Origin of the sequence: Phenylobacterium sp. (assembly GCF_036263695.1) — a bacterium.
In the GTDB taxonomy this organism is placed as follows: domain Bacteria; phylum Pseudomonadota; class Alphaproteobacteria; order Caulobacterales; family Caulobacteraceae; genus Phenylobacterium.
The window spans coordinates 1-12,568 of sequence record NZ_DATAGM010000414.1 but is presented as its reverse complement, the minus strand read 5'-3'; the positions used below and the strand labels follow the sequence as shown (position 1 = coordinate 12,568).

At 71.2% G+C, this 12,568-nt stretch carries 13 protein-coding genes; 4 read left to right on the top strand and 9 right to left on the bottom strand.

Annotated elements, in window-relative coordinates:
- Nucleotides 1-203, bottom strand: a 203-nt coding sequence (locus VHK87_RS16705; RefSeq protein ID WP_329636021.1) for a cytochrome b/b6 domain-containing protein, incomplete at its 3' end; no start/stop codon positions are given.
- A 121-nt stretch (nt 204-324) separates the two neighbouring features.
- Here VHK87_RS16705 and VHK87_RS16700 point away from each other — a divergent pair.
- Together VHK87_RS16700 and VHK87_RS16695 are read left to right on the top strand one after the other, a co-directional pair.
- Complete coding sequence (locus VHK87_RS16700; RefSeq protein ID WP_329636020.1) at nt 325-2,073, top strand: acyl-CoA dehydrogenase; 1,749 nt, start codon at nt 325-327, stop codon at nt 2,071-2,073.
- Nucleotides 2,070-2,624, top strand: coding sequence for a DNA-3-methyladenine glycosylase (locus VHK87_RS16695; protein ID WP_329636019.1), 555 nt, complete (start codon nt 2,070-2,072; stop codon nt 2,622-2,624). The genes VHK87_RS16700 and VHK87_RS16695 overlap by 4 nt, the downstream gene beginning before the upstream one ends.
- 4 nt (nt 2,625-2,628) lie before the next feature.
- Here VHK87_RS16695 and VHK87_RS16690 read toward each other — a convergent pair whose 3' ends face one another.
- Both VHK87_RS16690 and VHK87_RS16685 read right to left on the bottom strand, forming a co-directional pair.
- Entirely contained in the window at nt 2,629-3,642 is a 1,014-nt protein-coding gene (locus VHK87_RS16690; RefSeq protein WP_329636018.1) for a S8 family serine peptidase, read from the bottom strand.
- A gap of 82 nt (nt 3,643-3,724) precedes the next feature.
- Nucleotides 3,725-4,207 (bottom strand): peroxiredoxin, encoded by a 483-nt coding sequence (locus VHK87_RS16685; RefSeq protein WP_329636017.1) that lies wholly within the window; start codon nt 4,205-4,207, stop codon nt 3,725-3,727.
- A gap of 111 nt (nt 4,208-4,318) precedes the next feature.
- On the opposite strand from VHK87_RS16685, the gene VHK87_RS16680 reads away from it, so the two are divergent.
- Nucleotides 4,319-4,912, top strand: a complete 594-nt coding sequence (locus tag VHK87_RS16680) for a YqgE/AlgH family protein (RefSeq protein ID WP_329636016.1) — start codon at nt 4,319-4,321, stop codon at nt 4,910-4,912.
- 74 nt (nt 4,913-4,986) lie between these two features.
- Complete coding sequence (locus tag VHK87_RS16675; protein ID WP_329636015.1) at nt 4,987-6,120, top strand: EF-hand domain-containing protein; 1,134 nt, start codon at nt 4,987-4,989, stop codon at nt 6,118-6,120.
- 17 nt (nt 6,121-6,137) lie between these two features.
- Here the strand turns inward: VHK87_RS16675 and VHK87_RS16670 are convergent, their stop codons facing one another.
- The 6 genes from VHK87_RS16670 to VHK87_RS16645 are packed head-to-tail and all read right to left on the bottom strand — an operon-like array spanning nt 6,138 to nt 12,496.
- The gene (locus tag VHK87_RS16670) at nt 6,138-6,734 is read right to left on the bottom strand and encodes a hypothetical protein (RefSeq protein WP_329636014.1); all 597 of its coding nucleotides are present in this window, start codon (nt 6,732-6,734) and stop codon (nt 6,138-6,140) included.
- A gap of 31 nt (nt 6,735-6,765) precedes the next feature.
- Nucleotides 6,766-8,424 (bottom strand): bifunctional diguanylate cyclase/phosphodiesterase, encoded by a 1,659-nt coding sequence (locus VHK87_RS16665; RefSeq protein WP_329636013.1) that lies wholly within the window; start codon nt 8,422-8,424, stop codon nt 6,766-6,768.
- Nucleotides 8,425-8,451: 27 nt separating this feature from the next.
- The gene (locus VHK87_RS16660) at nt 8,452-9,063 is read right to left on the bottom strand and encodes a GNAT family protein (RefSeq protein WP_329636012.1); all 612 of its coding nucleotides are present in this window, start codon (nt 9,061-9,063) and stop codon (nt 8,452-8,454) included.
- Between the two features lie 52 nt (nt 9,064-9,115).
- A complete protein-coding gene (locus tag VHK87_RS16655; protein ID WP_329636011.1) occupies nt 9,116-10,414 on the bottom strand; it encodes a pitrilysin family protein in 1,299 nt (432 codons plus the stop codon).
- The gene (thrC, locus tag VHK87_RS16650; RefSeq protein ID WP_329636010.1) at nt 10,389-11,780 is read right to left on the bottom strand and encodes a threonine synthase; all 1,392 of its coding nucleotides are present in this window, start codon (nt 11,778-11,780) and stop codon (nt 10,389-10,391) included. The genes VHK87_RS16655 and thrC overlap by 26 nt, the downstream gene beginning before the upstream one ends.
- Complete coding sequence (locus VHK87_RS16645) at nt 11,777-12,496, bottom strand: SURF1 family protein (RefSeq protein ID WP_329636009.1); 720 nt, start codon at nt 12,494-12,496, stop codon at nt 11,777-11,779. Before VHK87_RS16645 ends, thrC begins: the two co-directional genes overlap by 4 nt.
- Between the last annotated feature and the right edge of the window lie 72 nt (nt 12,497-12,568).

Here is a 12,568-nt window from a genome sequence, read left to right as displayed (position 1 = left end):
GTCAGGCTGAGGACCAGGATGGTGATCCCCACCGACTTGTGAAGCTGGGTGACCGCGAAGGCCTCTAGGCTGCGGTCCTCCATCCGGCCGGCCAGGATGATCTGCGTCAGGATCAGGGCCGCGATTGTCCAGTGCAGGATTATGGCGATGGTGGCGTATCGGCCGCTGCCCGCCTGGGCCGGGTTCTCCGCAACGTCGCTCATCCAGCCATTGATGGTGAACTCGGGTCTGCAAGTCGAGAGTCGCTTCCACGGGCGCCGCCGCGTCAGGCTTGGACCGCCGCCTCCGGCGCCCTAAATGGCGCGAGCCCTTTGGGAGCCCCAGATGACCTTCCGCGCCCCGGTCCGCGACATCGCCTTCGCCCTGGCCGCCGTCGGCGGCTCAGACCTGGCCAGGCGCAGCTTCCCGGACCTCGACGACGACACCGTGCAGGCGATCCTGACCGCCGCCGGCGCCTTCTGCGAGGAGCAGCTGGCCCCGCTGAACCGCATCGGCGACACCCACGGCGCGCGCTACGAGAACGGCCGCGTGACCGTCGCCCCGGGCTTCGCCGACGCCTACCGAGCTTTTGCGGAGGGCGGCTGGAACAGCCTGTCGGCCGATCCCGAGCACGGCGGCCAGGGCCTGCCCAAGGCGCTTGAGGCGGGCGTCTTCGAGATGGTCCAGGCGGCCAACATGGCCTTCGGCCTGTGCCCCATGCTCACCCAGAGCGCCATCGAGGCCCTCGCCCACGTGGGCACCGAGCGTCAGAAGCGGGTCTATCTGCCGAGGCTCGTCTCCGGCGAGTGGACCGGCACCATGAACCTGACCGAGCCACAGGCCGGAACCGACCTCGCCGCCCTCACCACCCGGGCCGAACCGGACGGGGCCGGCGGCTACCGGCTGAACGGCCAGAAGATCTTCATCACGTGGGGCGACCACGACGCGGCCGACAACATCGTCCACCTGGTGCTGGCCCGCCTGCCGGACGCCCCGCCCGGCGTGAAGGGCATCTCACTGTTCCTGACCCCGAAGCGGGTGGTGAACGAGGACGGCACGCTCGGCGGCCTCAACGGCCTGCGGCCGGCCTCCATCGAGCACAAGCTGGGCATCCACGGCTCGCCCACCTGCGTGATGCTGTTCGAGGGCGCCAAGGCCGAGATGGTCGGCCAGCCCGGCGAGGGCCTGGCCAACATGTTCCTGATGATGAACGCCGCTCGCCTGCAGGTGGGCGTCCAGGGCGTCGCCATCGGCGAGCGCGCCTGGCAGCAGGCGATGGCCTTCGCCCTGGAGCGCCGCCAGGGCCGCTCGGCCTGGACGGGCGAGACCTCCGCTCGGATCTGGGACCATCCGGACGTGCGGCTGATGCTGGCGCTGACCAAGGCAAAGATCGAGGCGGCGCGGGGGATATGTCTGATGACCGCCGTCCTCGCCGACGAGGCGCGACTCGCCGAGACCGAGGACGAGCGCGCCGCCGCCAAGGCCCGCCAGGAGCTGCTGACCCCGATCGCCAAGGCCTGGTCGACGGACATCGGCGTCGAGGCCGCCTCCATCGGCGTGCAGGTGCACGGCGGGATGGGCTTCATCGAGGAGACCGGCGCGGCGCAGCACTACCGCGACGCCCGCATCGCGCCGATCTACGAGGGCACCAACGGGGTGCAGGCGCTCGACCTGGTGGGCCGCAAGGCGCCGATGGCCGACGGCGCGGTGGTCCGGGCGCTGGCCGCCGACATCCTGACCACCGCCGAGGCGCTCACCGCCGCCGAGGGCCTCGCGCCCGTCGGCAAGCGGCTGGCCGAAGGGGTGCTGGCCCTCGAGCGCGCGACCGACTGGCTGCTGGAGCACCGCGGGCCCGAAGGCTTGGCGGGCGCGACCGCCTACCTGCGGCTGGCCGGCAGCGTGGTCGGCGGCTGGGTGCTGGGCCGCCAGGCGCTGCTGGCCAAGGACGGGACTGACCCCTGGCTGTCCGGCAAAGCGAAGCTGGCGCGCATCTACGCCGACCGGGTCCTCACCCTGGCCGCCGGCGAAGCGGCTGCGGCCATGGCCGGCGATAGGGACCTCGCCGCCCTGGAGCCGGAGGCGCTGGCCGGGTGAGCGCGACCTTCTTCGCCCGCCACCCCGTCGACGTCGCCCGCGCGCTGATCGGCGCCCGCCTGGCGCTTGCGGGGGTCGGGGGCGTGATCGTCGAGACCGAGGCCTACCACCACGAGGACCCCGCCTCGCACAGCCACGGCGGGCGGACGGCGCGCAACGCGGCGATGTTCGGCCCTGTCGGGCGGGCCTACGTCTACCGCTCCTACGGCATCCACTGGTGTCTCAACATCGTCTGCGGAAGCGATCCCGGCAGCGCGGTGCTGATCCGCGCCATCGAGCCGACAGACGGGCTCGAACTGATGCGACAGCGCCGGGGCCTGTCCGACCCGCGTCAGCTCTGCTCCGGCCCAGGAAAGCTCTGCCAGGCGCTGGCCGTCACCCGCGAGCACGACGGCCTGCCGATCGACCACGCCCCCTTCGCTTTCGCGCCCGCCGCTTCGTCGGCCGAGATCGTCGGCGGCCCGCGCATCGGCATCTCGAAAGCGGCGGACCTGCCCTGGCGCTTCGGTCTTGCGGGCTCGCGGTTCCTCAGCCGGCCGTTTCCGAAGTGACGCCTCAGCCCCGCCGCTTCGCTTCCGCGGTCTGCGGGAACACCTTCCCGACGTCCAGCACGCCCGAGCCGTAGGTCGGATCCGCGCCGGGATCGCCGCTGTCGCGGGCGTTGTGGAGCAGCAGGGCGAGGGCTTCGCGGCCGGAGAGCTGCGGCCGGGCTTCCATCACCAGCGCGACCGCGCCGGCCACGTAAGCCGCGGCGAAGGACGTGCCCGAGACCAGGCGGCAGGTCTTGCGCCCACAGTCGGTGACTACCCGCTCGCCGGGCGCGGCCAGATACCAGGCCTGGGTGGCCCCGGCGCGGTTCGACCAGCTGGTGAGTTCCCCATCGGCCTTCGTCGCACCGACCGCCACGAGCGATCCGGCGAACCTCGGGTCGGACGCGTAGCGCGCCGGATAGGTTGGCTGCTCCCCCGACCGGTTGCCGGCCGCGATCACCACCACCGCCCCGCTGTCCACCGCGTTCTTCAGCGCCGTCTCGAACGGGGCGCCCATCGGGCGGGTCGCCTGCAGCGGCATCACGATGACGCGCGCCTTCTGGTCGGCGGCGTACTGCACGGCCCTGGCCAGCGACGAGGGCTTGAAGGCGCACTGGCCGTTGTGGCCGCCTTCGATGTCGGCCCGCACCGACAGGAGCTCGGCGTTGTAGGCCACGCCCACCAGCCCCTTGCGGTCCAGCGCCGAGCCGAGGGGGCCGGCCATGTAGGTCCCATGGCGGTCAGTGGCCGGCAGCGCCCGCTCGGCGCCGAAGATGTCCACCGAGTTTCGGGAGACGTTGCGCAGCACCTCGCGCGGGGCGCCCTGCAGGCCGCAGTCGATCATCGCGACCTTCACGCCGCGACCCGTGGCTCCAGCCTGGTAGGCGCCCATGGCGTTGATCGCCCCCAGGCCCCAGCTGCGCTGATACTCGCCGCTGGTCACCTCGGGGACCCGCTGTGTGCAACCGGCCAGAAGGGCCGCCAGCGCCGCGCAGACCGCCAGTCGCCGGCCTCGCCCGGCGCGCGAAAACAAACTCATCAATCCACCTCTGGGGCGAACATGGAGGCTTTCCAGGCCGCCGCCAAGAGGTTGGAATTGCTCAGCCTTGCGGCCGTTCGTCCTAGAGTTGGGCCATAAGGTAGTCGGCGGAGGAGACCTTGAATTCGCCCGGCGCCTCGACGTTCAGCTCCTTCACCACCCCGTCCTCGACGATCATCGAATAGCGCTGGGAGCGCTGGCCGAGGCCGAACTTGCCGGCGTCCATCTCCAGGCCCACGGCGCGGGTGAAGTCGCCGTTGCCGTCGGCGACCATCATGATGTCCTGGCCGACGCCTTGATGCTCGCCCCAGGCCTTCATCACGAAGGCGTCGTTCACCGACAGGCAGGCGATGGCGTCGACGCCCTTGCCCTTGATGTCCGAGGCCTTGTCGACGAAGCCCGGGAGGTGCTTGGCCGAACAGGTGGGAGTGAAGGCGCCGGGCACGGCGAACAGGGCGACCTTCTTGCCGCCGAACAGCTCCTTGGTGGAGATCGGGCGCGGACCCTCCTCGGTGGCGAGGGTGAGGGTCGCGTCGGGAATGCGGTCGCCGACTTTGATGGTCATGCCAGGGCTCCGTGAACAGGGGTCGGCAACGCAGACCACGAGAGCCCGCCGTGCGTCAACGGGTCGCGCAAACGACTTGAAAGCGCCGCGATCGGGCTCAAAATCCCGCCCATGGATTCCGAACATTCCGGCGGCGAGGCCGCGGGCGATTTCCTCTCCGGCCAGCTGCTGATCGCCATGCCCGGCATCGGCGATCCGAGGTTTGAGCGGGCGGTGATCCTGGTCTGCGCCCACGACAACGAGCACGCCATGGGCGTGGCGGTGAACCAGCCGGTGGAAGGGCTCACCGTCCCCGACCTGCTGGAGCGGCTAAACATCAAGGCGACCATCGAGGTGCCGCCCGACCTCGTCCTGCTGGGCGGCCCTGTGGAGCGCGAGCGCGGGTTCGTCCTGCACACCCGCGACTACCGCTCGCCGGAAATGACCCTGGACATCACCGACCAGGTCGCCCTGACCGCCACCCGCGACGTGCTGGAGGCCATGGCCAGCCCGAGCGGGCGGCCGCGCCGCTCCTTCCTGGCCCTCGGCTACGCCGGCTGGGGCGCCGGCCAGCTGGAGCGCGAGATCCGCGAGAACGTCTGGCTAACCTGCCCGGCCGACGAGGACCTGCTGTTCGGCGCCGACTACGACGCCAAGTGGTCCAGAGCCCTCGCCAAGCTCGGCATCGATCCGCGTCTGCTGTCGGCGCAGACCGGGCAGGCGTAGTCGGAAGTCTCGCCGCCTAAACTCCCGCTCAACCCTGACGTGGCAAGCTACCAAGCCGCACCAGGGGGTGGAGCATGGGCGACCTTCAGAGACCGCACCGGAATGGTCGAATCGCGCTCGTTGTCGGGCTGGCGATCGCGGCCGGGTCCGGCGCCACACGGAGCGAGACGATCGTCATGCCTGATCGAAGCGGAGAAGATCCGCTATCGGCGTCGATCCGGCCCGAGATTTTCGTCGAGCAGTATGTCGATCAGGTGATGCGGCCATTTCGGGGGGCCGACCCGGAGGGCGACGGACTCGACGCTGACGATGTCGAACTGGACCGACGTAAGCACGGGGCTCAACAGCGGGCTCAGCACATCTCGATGCTTCTGCGCTACGACCTGGACGCGGACTTGGTCGTCACCCAGCAGGAGCACGCAGAGTTCAGTCCGCCCAGTTCACGGTCCCCCGCCCAGCCGAGTGAGCTCGAACGATTCGATGGTGACGGCGACGGAAAGGTCACGCTGGCCGAGATCACAGCGGCCAGCGAACGGATCGGACGCACGGAGCGCTATCGGCCCGACGGCTTGGCGACGCTCTTCAGCCTTCCTCAGGCGCGAGACGGTCGATTGACAAGCTCGGAATTGGAGGCCGCTGCTCGCAAAACGTTCGGCCAGGTCGACCAGGATCGCGACGGCAAGGTTTCTCGGCAGGAGTATGAAGTGTTCCGCCAGACTCAGCCTCGCCCAGTTCCAGCGCGGCCTCAGGAAGACGTGTGGTGCGCAATGCCGATGCCCAGCTCGCGTGAGCGGATCGTCTACTACGGGGCCTACGAGGGAATGAACGCCATGAGCCCTCAACGCCAGCGACAGGTGGGCTCGACAACCGTCCGCATTGAGCCCGGCCGGGAGCCGCTCTACGTGATACTCGCCTCGTATGAGCCGGTGAAGTGGACGTTCGAAGGGGCGACTGGACGTGTCCGCCATGTGGTGGTGAGCGCCTATCACCATCAGAACAGCGCCGTCGTGGGCATCGACCAGGGGCGAGTGAGGCTGTTCAGCAATCGTGGCTGCGTCCGGTACGCCTACAAGGCGGACGGTCCGGAGATCACGCTCGTCCGCAGCGCCGTCAAGGAACGGTTAGGTCGAGAACCGGCCGATATGTCAGGCGCCTACGCCGCGGCTGCCGTGAGCCTCCCGTCCGGCAAGGTCACGAAGCCCGACTAGCGAAGTTGCGGCCTGCCTCAGGTGACAGACAGCAGCGTGCTCGCCGCCTGTGTCCAGACGGTGAGCTGCTGGCGGCGCATGAAGGTCTGCATGGCGGCCGTGGACGGATCGCGGGAGCGTTCCCACTCGCCGTGGTCGCCGTAGCGGGTGATCAGCAGGAAACGGGCGACGCTGGCCTCGTCGGGTGCGCGGAACAGGCCGAACACCCTGGCGTCGAAGCGGGTCTCGAAGTCGGCCCAGCCCTCGCCCGAGAGCATCACAAACGCCTCCGCCGAGTCCGGCAGCACGTGAAACCAGCGCAGCACATGGATGCCGCCGGGCCGCAGCGCGTCGCCCGCCGCGGGCCGAATCGTCGGCGTCAGCGCCTCGCGCCTGACCGCTTCGACCCCGGCAAGCCCCGCCAGGTCCGCCCGGCCGCGCTCTCCCCACCGCACCAGCAGCGCCAGCTCGCTGGCCGCCCAGCCCAACTGCGACGAGAACAGCCCCAGCGGCTCGCCGCCGGCCGCCCGTACGCTGCCCGCACCCCGGTCCTTCAGATCGCCCGCGAACGCCGCCTGGCTCTCGCGGCCGGGCGCCGGACGCAGCTGGAATTGGAAGAATTCGTGGTCGGCCATGGCCCCACCATAGCCCGGGCGGTTGTCGCCGCTACCCCCGCGCCTTCACCGGCGCGGCGCCGTCGACGTAGCTTTCGTTGAGGTAGACCTCGGCCTCCTGGGGCGACAGCGCGGGGGCGTAGCCGAAGCCCTGACCGTAGTCGCAACCGAGGTCGAGGAGCTGGCGGGCCATGCCGGCGTTCTCGACGCCCTCGGCGACCACCTCCAGCTTCAGGTCCTGGCCGAGCTTGACGACCGACGAGACGATCTTCGCCGAGCCCTCGTCGGTGGCCATGGTGCGCACGAAGTACCGGTCGATCTTCAGCGTGTCGAATGGCAAACGGGTGAGGTAGGAGAGCGACGAGAAGCCGGTGCCGAAGTCGTCCAGCGCCAGGGCCGCGCCGGCCTCGCGCAGGCGGCGCAGGATGACCGCGGCCCGGTCCGGGTCGTTCATGACGTCGCTCTCGGTCACCTCCAGCTTGAGGGCGCCCGGCGGCAGGCCGGTCTCCTCGCGGATGGCGATGACGTCGGCGACCAGGTCCGGCCGGTCGATCTCGCCGGTGGAGAGGTTCACGGCGACGGTCAGCTCGCCGGCCAGCCGGTGGTCGCGCCGCCAGATGGAGAGCTGCTTGGCGGCCGTGCGCATCATGTGCGCGCCCAGGTCGCTCATCAGGCCCATCTCTTCGCAGAGCGGCAGGAACTGGTCGGGGGTCAGCAGGCCGCGGCGCGGATGACGCCAGCGGACCAGCGCCTCGAAACCGGACAGGGCGCCGGTCGAGAGCCGCACGATGGGCTGGTAGAAGGGCGTCAGCTCGCCGCGGGCGATGGCGCCGCGCAGGTCGCCCTCCAGGGCCAGACGGGACAGGCCGTCGGTCTCCAGGCTGCGGCCGTAGGCGGCGGCCCCGCCGCGCCCGCCGCTCTTGGCGGCCTCCACGGCCAGCTCGGCCCGGCGCAGCAGCTCGGCCGCGTCGGGGGCCTCGCCGCCGCCGTGAGCCTCCACGGCGCCTATCGAGAGGGTGGGATGGATGTCGAAGCCGGCGACCCGCAGCGGCTGCTCCAGCGCGCCGCGCAGCACCTCGGCGGCGCTCGGATGACGGGCGGGCGAGAGCACCGCGAACTCGTCTTCGCCCACGCGGGCGAGCAGCGCCTCGGGCGGGAAGGCGGCGGCCAGGCGCGAGCCGAGGGCGGCCAGCACGAGATCCGCCCGTTCGTGGCCGAGCGCCTCGTTCAGGCGGCGAAGGCGGTCGAGGTCGGCGACCACCAGCTGGTGGCGGCCGGCCGCCTGCAGGCGGTCGCGGGCGTGGGCGAGGAAGCTTCTACGGTCCAGCAGGCCGGTCAGGGTGTCCTGGTCGGAAGCGGCGAACTTGGTCTCGGGGGCTACGACGCCGGCGGCGCGCACCCCCTCCTCCAGCCAAACCCCGCGCCAGATGCAGACGCCGGCCCCGCGCATCCGCAGCCGCACGGCGATCTCGGCGCCAGGAGCCTGAGGCCTGAGGATGTCTTCGGCCAGCGCCCGGTCCTGGGGCAGGGCCAGGGCGCGCAGGGCTGCAGAGGAGCATTCGGGGGCCAGCGGGCCAAGGCCCAGCGCGCGGCTGGCGCCGGTCAGGCGCAGCCGATCCTGCTCAGGCTCCCAATACCAAAGGGCGACGTCCGCCGCGCCGAGAGCCTCGAGCGTCGTCGTCGCATCCCAGATCCAGCGGTCGCTCGCCATTCCGCCCCATGACGCCCGGAGGCGCCGTCAGACGGACACCCCCTCCTGATCGACCCCAGCATCGCCTAGCGGCGAGATCAGGCCGAACAGGACATGATCTCTCCAAACGCCGTTAATTTTGAGATAAGCCTTGGCGTAGCCTTCCTCGGTGAAGCCCGCCTTGTTGAGCAGACGGCGCGAGGGTTCGTTGTGCGGCAGGCAGGCCGCCTCCAGCCGGTGCAGGGCCAGCGAGCGAAAGGCGAAGCCGGCCAGCGTCTTCACGGCCGCCAGGGTATGGCCGTGGCGGGCGTAGGGCTTGCCGCACCAGTAGCCGACCGATCCCATCTGGGCGACGCCCCGGCGGATGTTCGACAGGGTGATGCCGCCGACCAGGGCGTCGTCGCCCTGGCGGTAGATGAAAAAGGGATGCGCCACCCCGGCCTCCCGGTCGCGGGCGTAAGCGGCCAGGCGACGGCGGAAGGCGGCGCGGGTCAGGTCGTCGGCCGGCCAGGTCGGCTCCCACGGCTGCAGGAACTCGCGGGACCTTGCGCGCAGGTCGCGCCACTCGGAATAGTCGGCCGCCCTGGGCGGGCGCAGACGTACGCCTTCGCCCTCGATGCGGAGACCGCTTTCCGCGCCGATCCAGTCCAAAAGCGCCATGAAGACAGGGTCGTGCGAAACTTCGCGGCGTCAAGCGCCGGCTTCGCGAGGCTCAGCCGGCGAGGCTCTTCCGGAACACCTCCGCCGCGCCGAGCGCAGCCTTGGGGCCCAGCACCGAGGCGGCCGCGCGCCCTTGCGACACCATCCGCTGGCCGAGCCGCTCGAGGTCGGCGGCCTCGACCGCGTCGATCCGGCGGGCGATCTCCTTGGGGCCCAGCAGCCGGCCGAAGATCAGCAGCTGTCCCGCCGCGTGCTCGGCCCTGGCCAGCGGCGACTCCCGGCCCATGAACATCGACGCCTTCAGCTGAGCCTTGGCGCGGGCGAGTTCGCGGGGCTCCACCTGGCGGGCCAGGCTGGCGATCTCGCCAGCCACCACCTGCGCCAGCTCGCGCGCGTCCTTGGCCGCGCAACCGGCGTAGACGCCCAGGAGGCCGGTATCCAGATAGGTCTCGGCGTAGGCGTCGATGGCGTAGGCCAGGCCGCGCCGCTCGCGCGCCTCCTGGAACAGCCGCGACGCCATGCCGCCCCCCAGGATCTCCGCGAACAGCCGAAGCGCGAAGTACTCGGGGTCGGTGGCGGACGGCGCGGGCAGCAGGAAGACGGCGTGCGCCTGCTCGAGCCGGTCGGCGTCGGCGACGGCGCCGCCGTCGAAGGTGGCCGGCGTGAAGGTCATGTCGGGGCCCGACGCGGCCGCCTGCGGGCCGAAGTCGCGCTCGGCCATCTCCAGCAGCTGGGCTTCGTCCACCGCCCCGGCCGCGGCCACCACCAGCGCGTTCGGCGGATAAAGGCGGGCGCGCCAGTCGGCGAGGGTTTCCGGGGTCGCCGCCCCGATGGACTCGACGGTGCCGAGGATCGGCCGTCCCAGAGGCTGATCGGGGAAGGCGGCGACCTGGGCCATCTCGAACACCCGGTCTTCCGGATCGTCCGCGGCCTCGGCGATCTCCTGGCCGATCACCTGCTTTTCCTTGGCCAGGTCCTCGGGCGACAGGGTCGGGCGGAACAGCAGGTCGGAGATGGTGGAGAGGCCCAGGTCCATTCCGCCCTCTAGGGCGCGCACCTGGTAGCTGGTCCGCTCGTAGCCGGTGGCGGCGTTGATCTGGCCCCCCTCGGCCTCGATCGCCTCGACGATCTCCTGGGCCGAGCGTCCGTTCGCGCCCTTAAACACCATGTGCTCCATCAGGTGCGACCAGCCGCACCGGCCAGCGTCCTCGTAGCGGGCGCCGCGGCCGGCGACGACCGAGACCGCCAGGGTCTGCAGGCCGGGCATGGGGTCGCAGACCACCTGCACGCCGTTGGCCAGCCGATGGACGTTGGGGAGGGCCTCGTCAGGCAGCGGCGAAGTCTCGGACATAGGCGTTCACGGCGGCCGCTTCCGGCGGAAGGCGGTCGTACTTCTCCGGCCGGTGGGCGAGGTCCTCCGAGCCGCGCGGCAGCGGCGGAGCGACGCCGGTGACGGCCTTCACGGTCTCCGGGAACTTGGCGGGGTGGGCGGTGGAGAGCACGACGACCGGGCCGCCGGGCCTGTCCATCCGGCGCAGGCCCGCGACGCCGACAGCGGTATGCGGGTCGATCAGCTCGCCGGTCTCGTTGAGGGTGGCGACCATGGTGCGCGCGGTCTCGGATTCGCTGACCTTGCAGCCGCTGAACAGCTCGCGCATCGCGCCCAGGGCGGCGGGCGGCACGTCGATGACGCCGGTCTCGCCGAAAGCGGCGAAGGCGCGGGCCGTCTCGACGCCGTCGCGGCGCACGCACTCGAAGTACAGTCGCTCGAAGTTGGAGGCCGCCTGGATGTCCATGGCCGGCGACTGGGTCGGGGTCATCTGGCCGCGGGCGTAGCGGCCGTCCTCGAAGGCGCGGGCGAGGATGTCGTTGGAGTTGGTGGCCGCCACGATCCGGGCGATGGGCAGGCCCATCCGCTTGGCGACGTACCCCGCGAAGGCGTCGCCGAAGTTGCCGGACGGCACCACGTAGGAGATCTCGCGCTGAGGCGCGCCGAGCGCCACGGCGGTGGTGAAGTAGTAGGTCGCCTGCGCCACGATGCGGGCGAAGTTGATCGAGTTGACGCCCGACAGGTCCACCGCCTGGCGCAGCCCCGGATCCTGAAAGGCCTGCTTCACCAGCGCCTGGCAGTCGTCGAAGTCGCCCTGGATGGAGACGCAGCGGACGTTGTCCTCCGTCGCCGTGGTCATGAACCGGCGCTGCACCTCGGAGATCCGGCCCTCGGGGAACAGCGCCACGATCTTCACGCTGCTGCGCCCGCGCAGGGCCTCGACCGCCGCGCCGCCCGTGTCGCCGGAGGTGGCGCAGAGGATGGTCTGGGTACGCTTCTCGCGGCTGAGGAAGCGGTCGTAGAGGCGGGCCAAGAGCTGCATGGCCACGTCCTTGAAGGCCAGGCTCGGCCCGTGCCACAGCTCCGCCAGGAAGACGCTGGGCGAGACCTGGGTCAGCGGCACGACGGCGGCGTGGGTGAAGCTGGCGTAAGCCTCGGCGCACATCTCCAGCGCCTCGTCGGCGGTCAGCTCGTCGCCGGCGAACTTGCCGAGCACGGCGGCGGCGACCTCGGCGTAGGGCCGCCCGGCGAAGCCGGCGATCTCCTCGTGCCTGAAGCTCGGCCATTCCTGCGGCACGTACAGCCCGCCGTCGGGCGCCAGGCCCCCCAGCACCGCATCCACGAAGCCGACCGCGGGCGCCCCGCCCCGCGTCGAGACGTACCTCATCGCACTTTCCATCTGCGCCAGAGCACGGCGGCATAGACGGCGAGCAGCGCCCCGGCAAGGCCGAACCAGGTGAGCGCATACTCCAGATGGCGGTTGCTGACGCCGCTCGGAACCGGCAGCGGCTTGAGCGCCAGCCATTCGGGATTGGTGGAGGTCTCGGCCATCAGGAACACCGGCGCGGGCGCGGGCGCGCCCAGCGCCTCGGCCATGTCGGCGATGTCCCGGCGGAACCAGCGGCGGGGCGTGTTGGCGGCGGCGAAGGCGCTGGCCGCCTCCGGCGTGCGGATCACCGCGTCGATGGTGACCGGCTCGCCCGCGGCCGGATCGCGCGGCGGGCGGGAGGAGACGATGTCGAGCACGAACCCGCGGTCGACCAGCACCGATCGGTACGGTCCGGCCTCGAGCCGGCAGGCGGAGATCAGCCGAACGCCCGACTGGCCCTCGTGGATGGCGTGGAGCTCGAGCCACGACGCCCGCCCGAGCCCCGGGCAGACGGCGCGCACGCGCTGGAAATCCAGGTCCTCGCCGCGGGCGATGCGCGCCAGCGCCTGTTCGGCGGGGATCGGCGGGGCGTTCTCCAGCGCCGTGATGCGGTCCAGCAGATCCTGCTTCCAGGAAAGCCGCTGCAGCTGCCAGGCGCCCAGGCCGATCAGGATCGCCAGGGAGATCAGCGTGGCGATCGTCAGGCCGATCGGCAGGCGCCCGGGCCGGCTCATGACTCCGTCAGTGCGCCACTCCGCCGAAGATCACGGAGATGAAGGCGAACAGGAACAGCCACACCACGTCGA

What these genes read in the sequence shown, in the direction of transcription:
- VHK87_RS16700 (WP_329636020.1), top strand. Translation starts at nt 325, where the DNA reads ATGACCTTCCGCGCCCCGGTCCGCGACATCGCCTTCGCCCTGGCCGCC.
- VHK87_RS16690 (WP_329636018.1), bottom strand. Translation starts at nt 3,642, where the DNA reads ATGAGTTTGTTTTCGCGCGCCGGGCGAGGCCGGCGACTGGCGGTCTGC.
- VHK87_RS16685 (WP_329636017.1), bottom strand. Translation starts at nt 4,207, where the DNA reads ATGACCATCAAAGTCGGCGACCGCATTCCCGACGCGACCCTCACCCTC.
- VHK87_RS16680 (WP_329636016.1), top strand. Translation starts at nt 4,319, where the DNA reads ATGGATTCCGAACATTCCGGCGGCGAGGCCGCGGGCGATTTCCTCTCC.
- VHK87_RS16675 (WP_329636015.1), top strand. Translation starts at nt 4,987, where the DNA reads ATGGGCGACCTTCAGAGACCGCACCGGAATGGTCGAATCGCGCTCGTT.
- VHK87_RS16670 (WP_329636014.1), bottom strand. Translation starts at nt 6,734, where the DNA reads ATGGCCGACCACGAATTCTTCCAATTCCAGCTGCGTCCGGCGCCCGGC.
- VHK87_RS16665 (WP_329636013.1), bottom strand. Translation starts at nt 8,424, where the DNA reads ATGGCGAGCGACCGCTGGATCTGGGATGCGACGACGACGCTCGAGGCT.
- VHK87_RS16660 (WP_329636012.1), bottom strand. Translation starts at nt 9,063, where the DNA reads ATGGCGCTTTTGGACTGGATCGGCGCGGAAAGCGGTCTCCGCATCGAG.
- VHK87_RS16655 (WP_329636011.1), bottom strand. Translation starts at nt 10,414, where the DNA reads ATGTCCGAGACTTCGCCGCTGCCTGACGAGGCCCTCCCCAACGTCCAT.
- thrC (WP_329636010.1), bottom strand. Translation starts at nt 11,780, where the DNA reads ATGAGGTACGTCTCGACGCGGGGCGGGGCGCCCGCGGTCGGCTTCGTG.
- VHK87_RS16645 (WP_329636009.1), bottom strand. Translation starts at nt 12,496, where the DNA reads ATGAGCCGGCCCGGGCGCCTGCCGATCGGCCTGACGATCGCCACGCTG.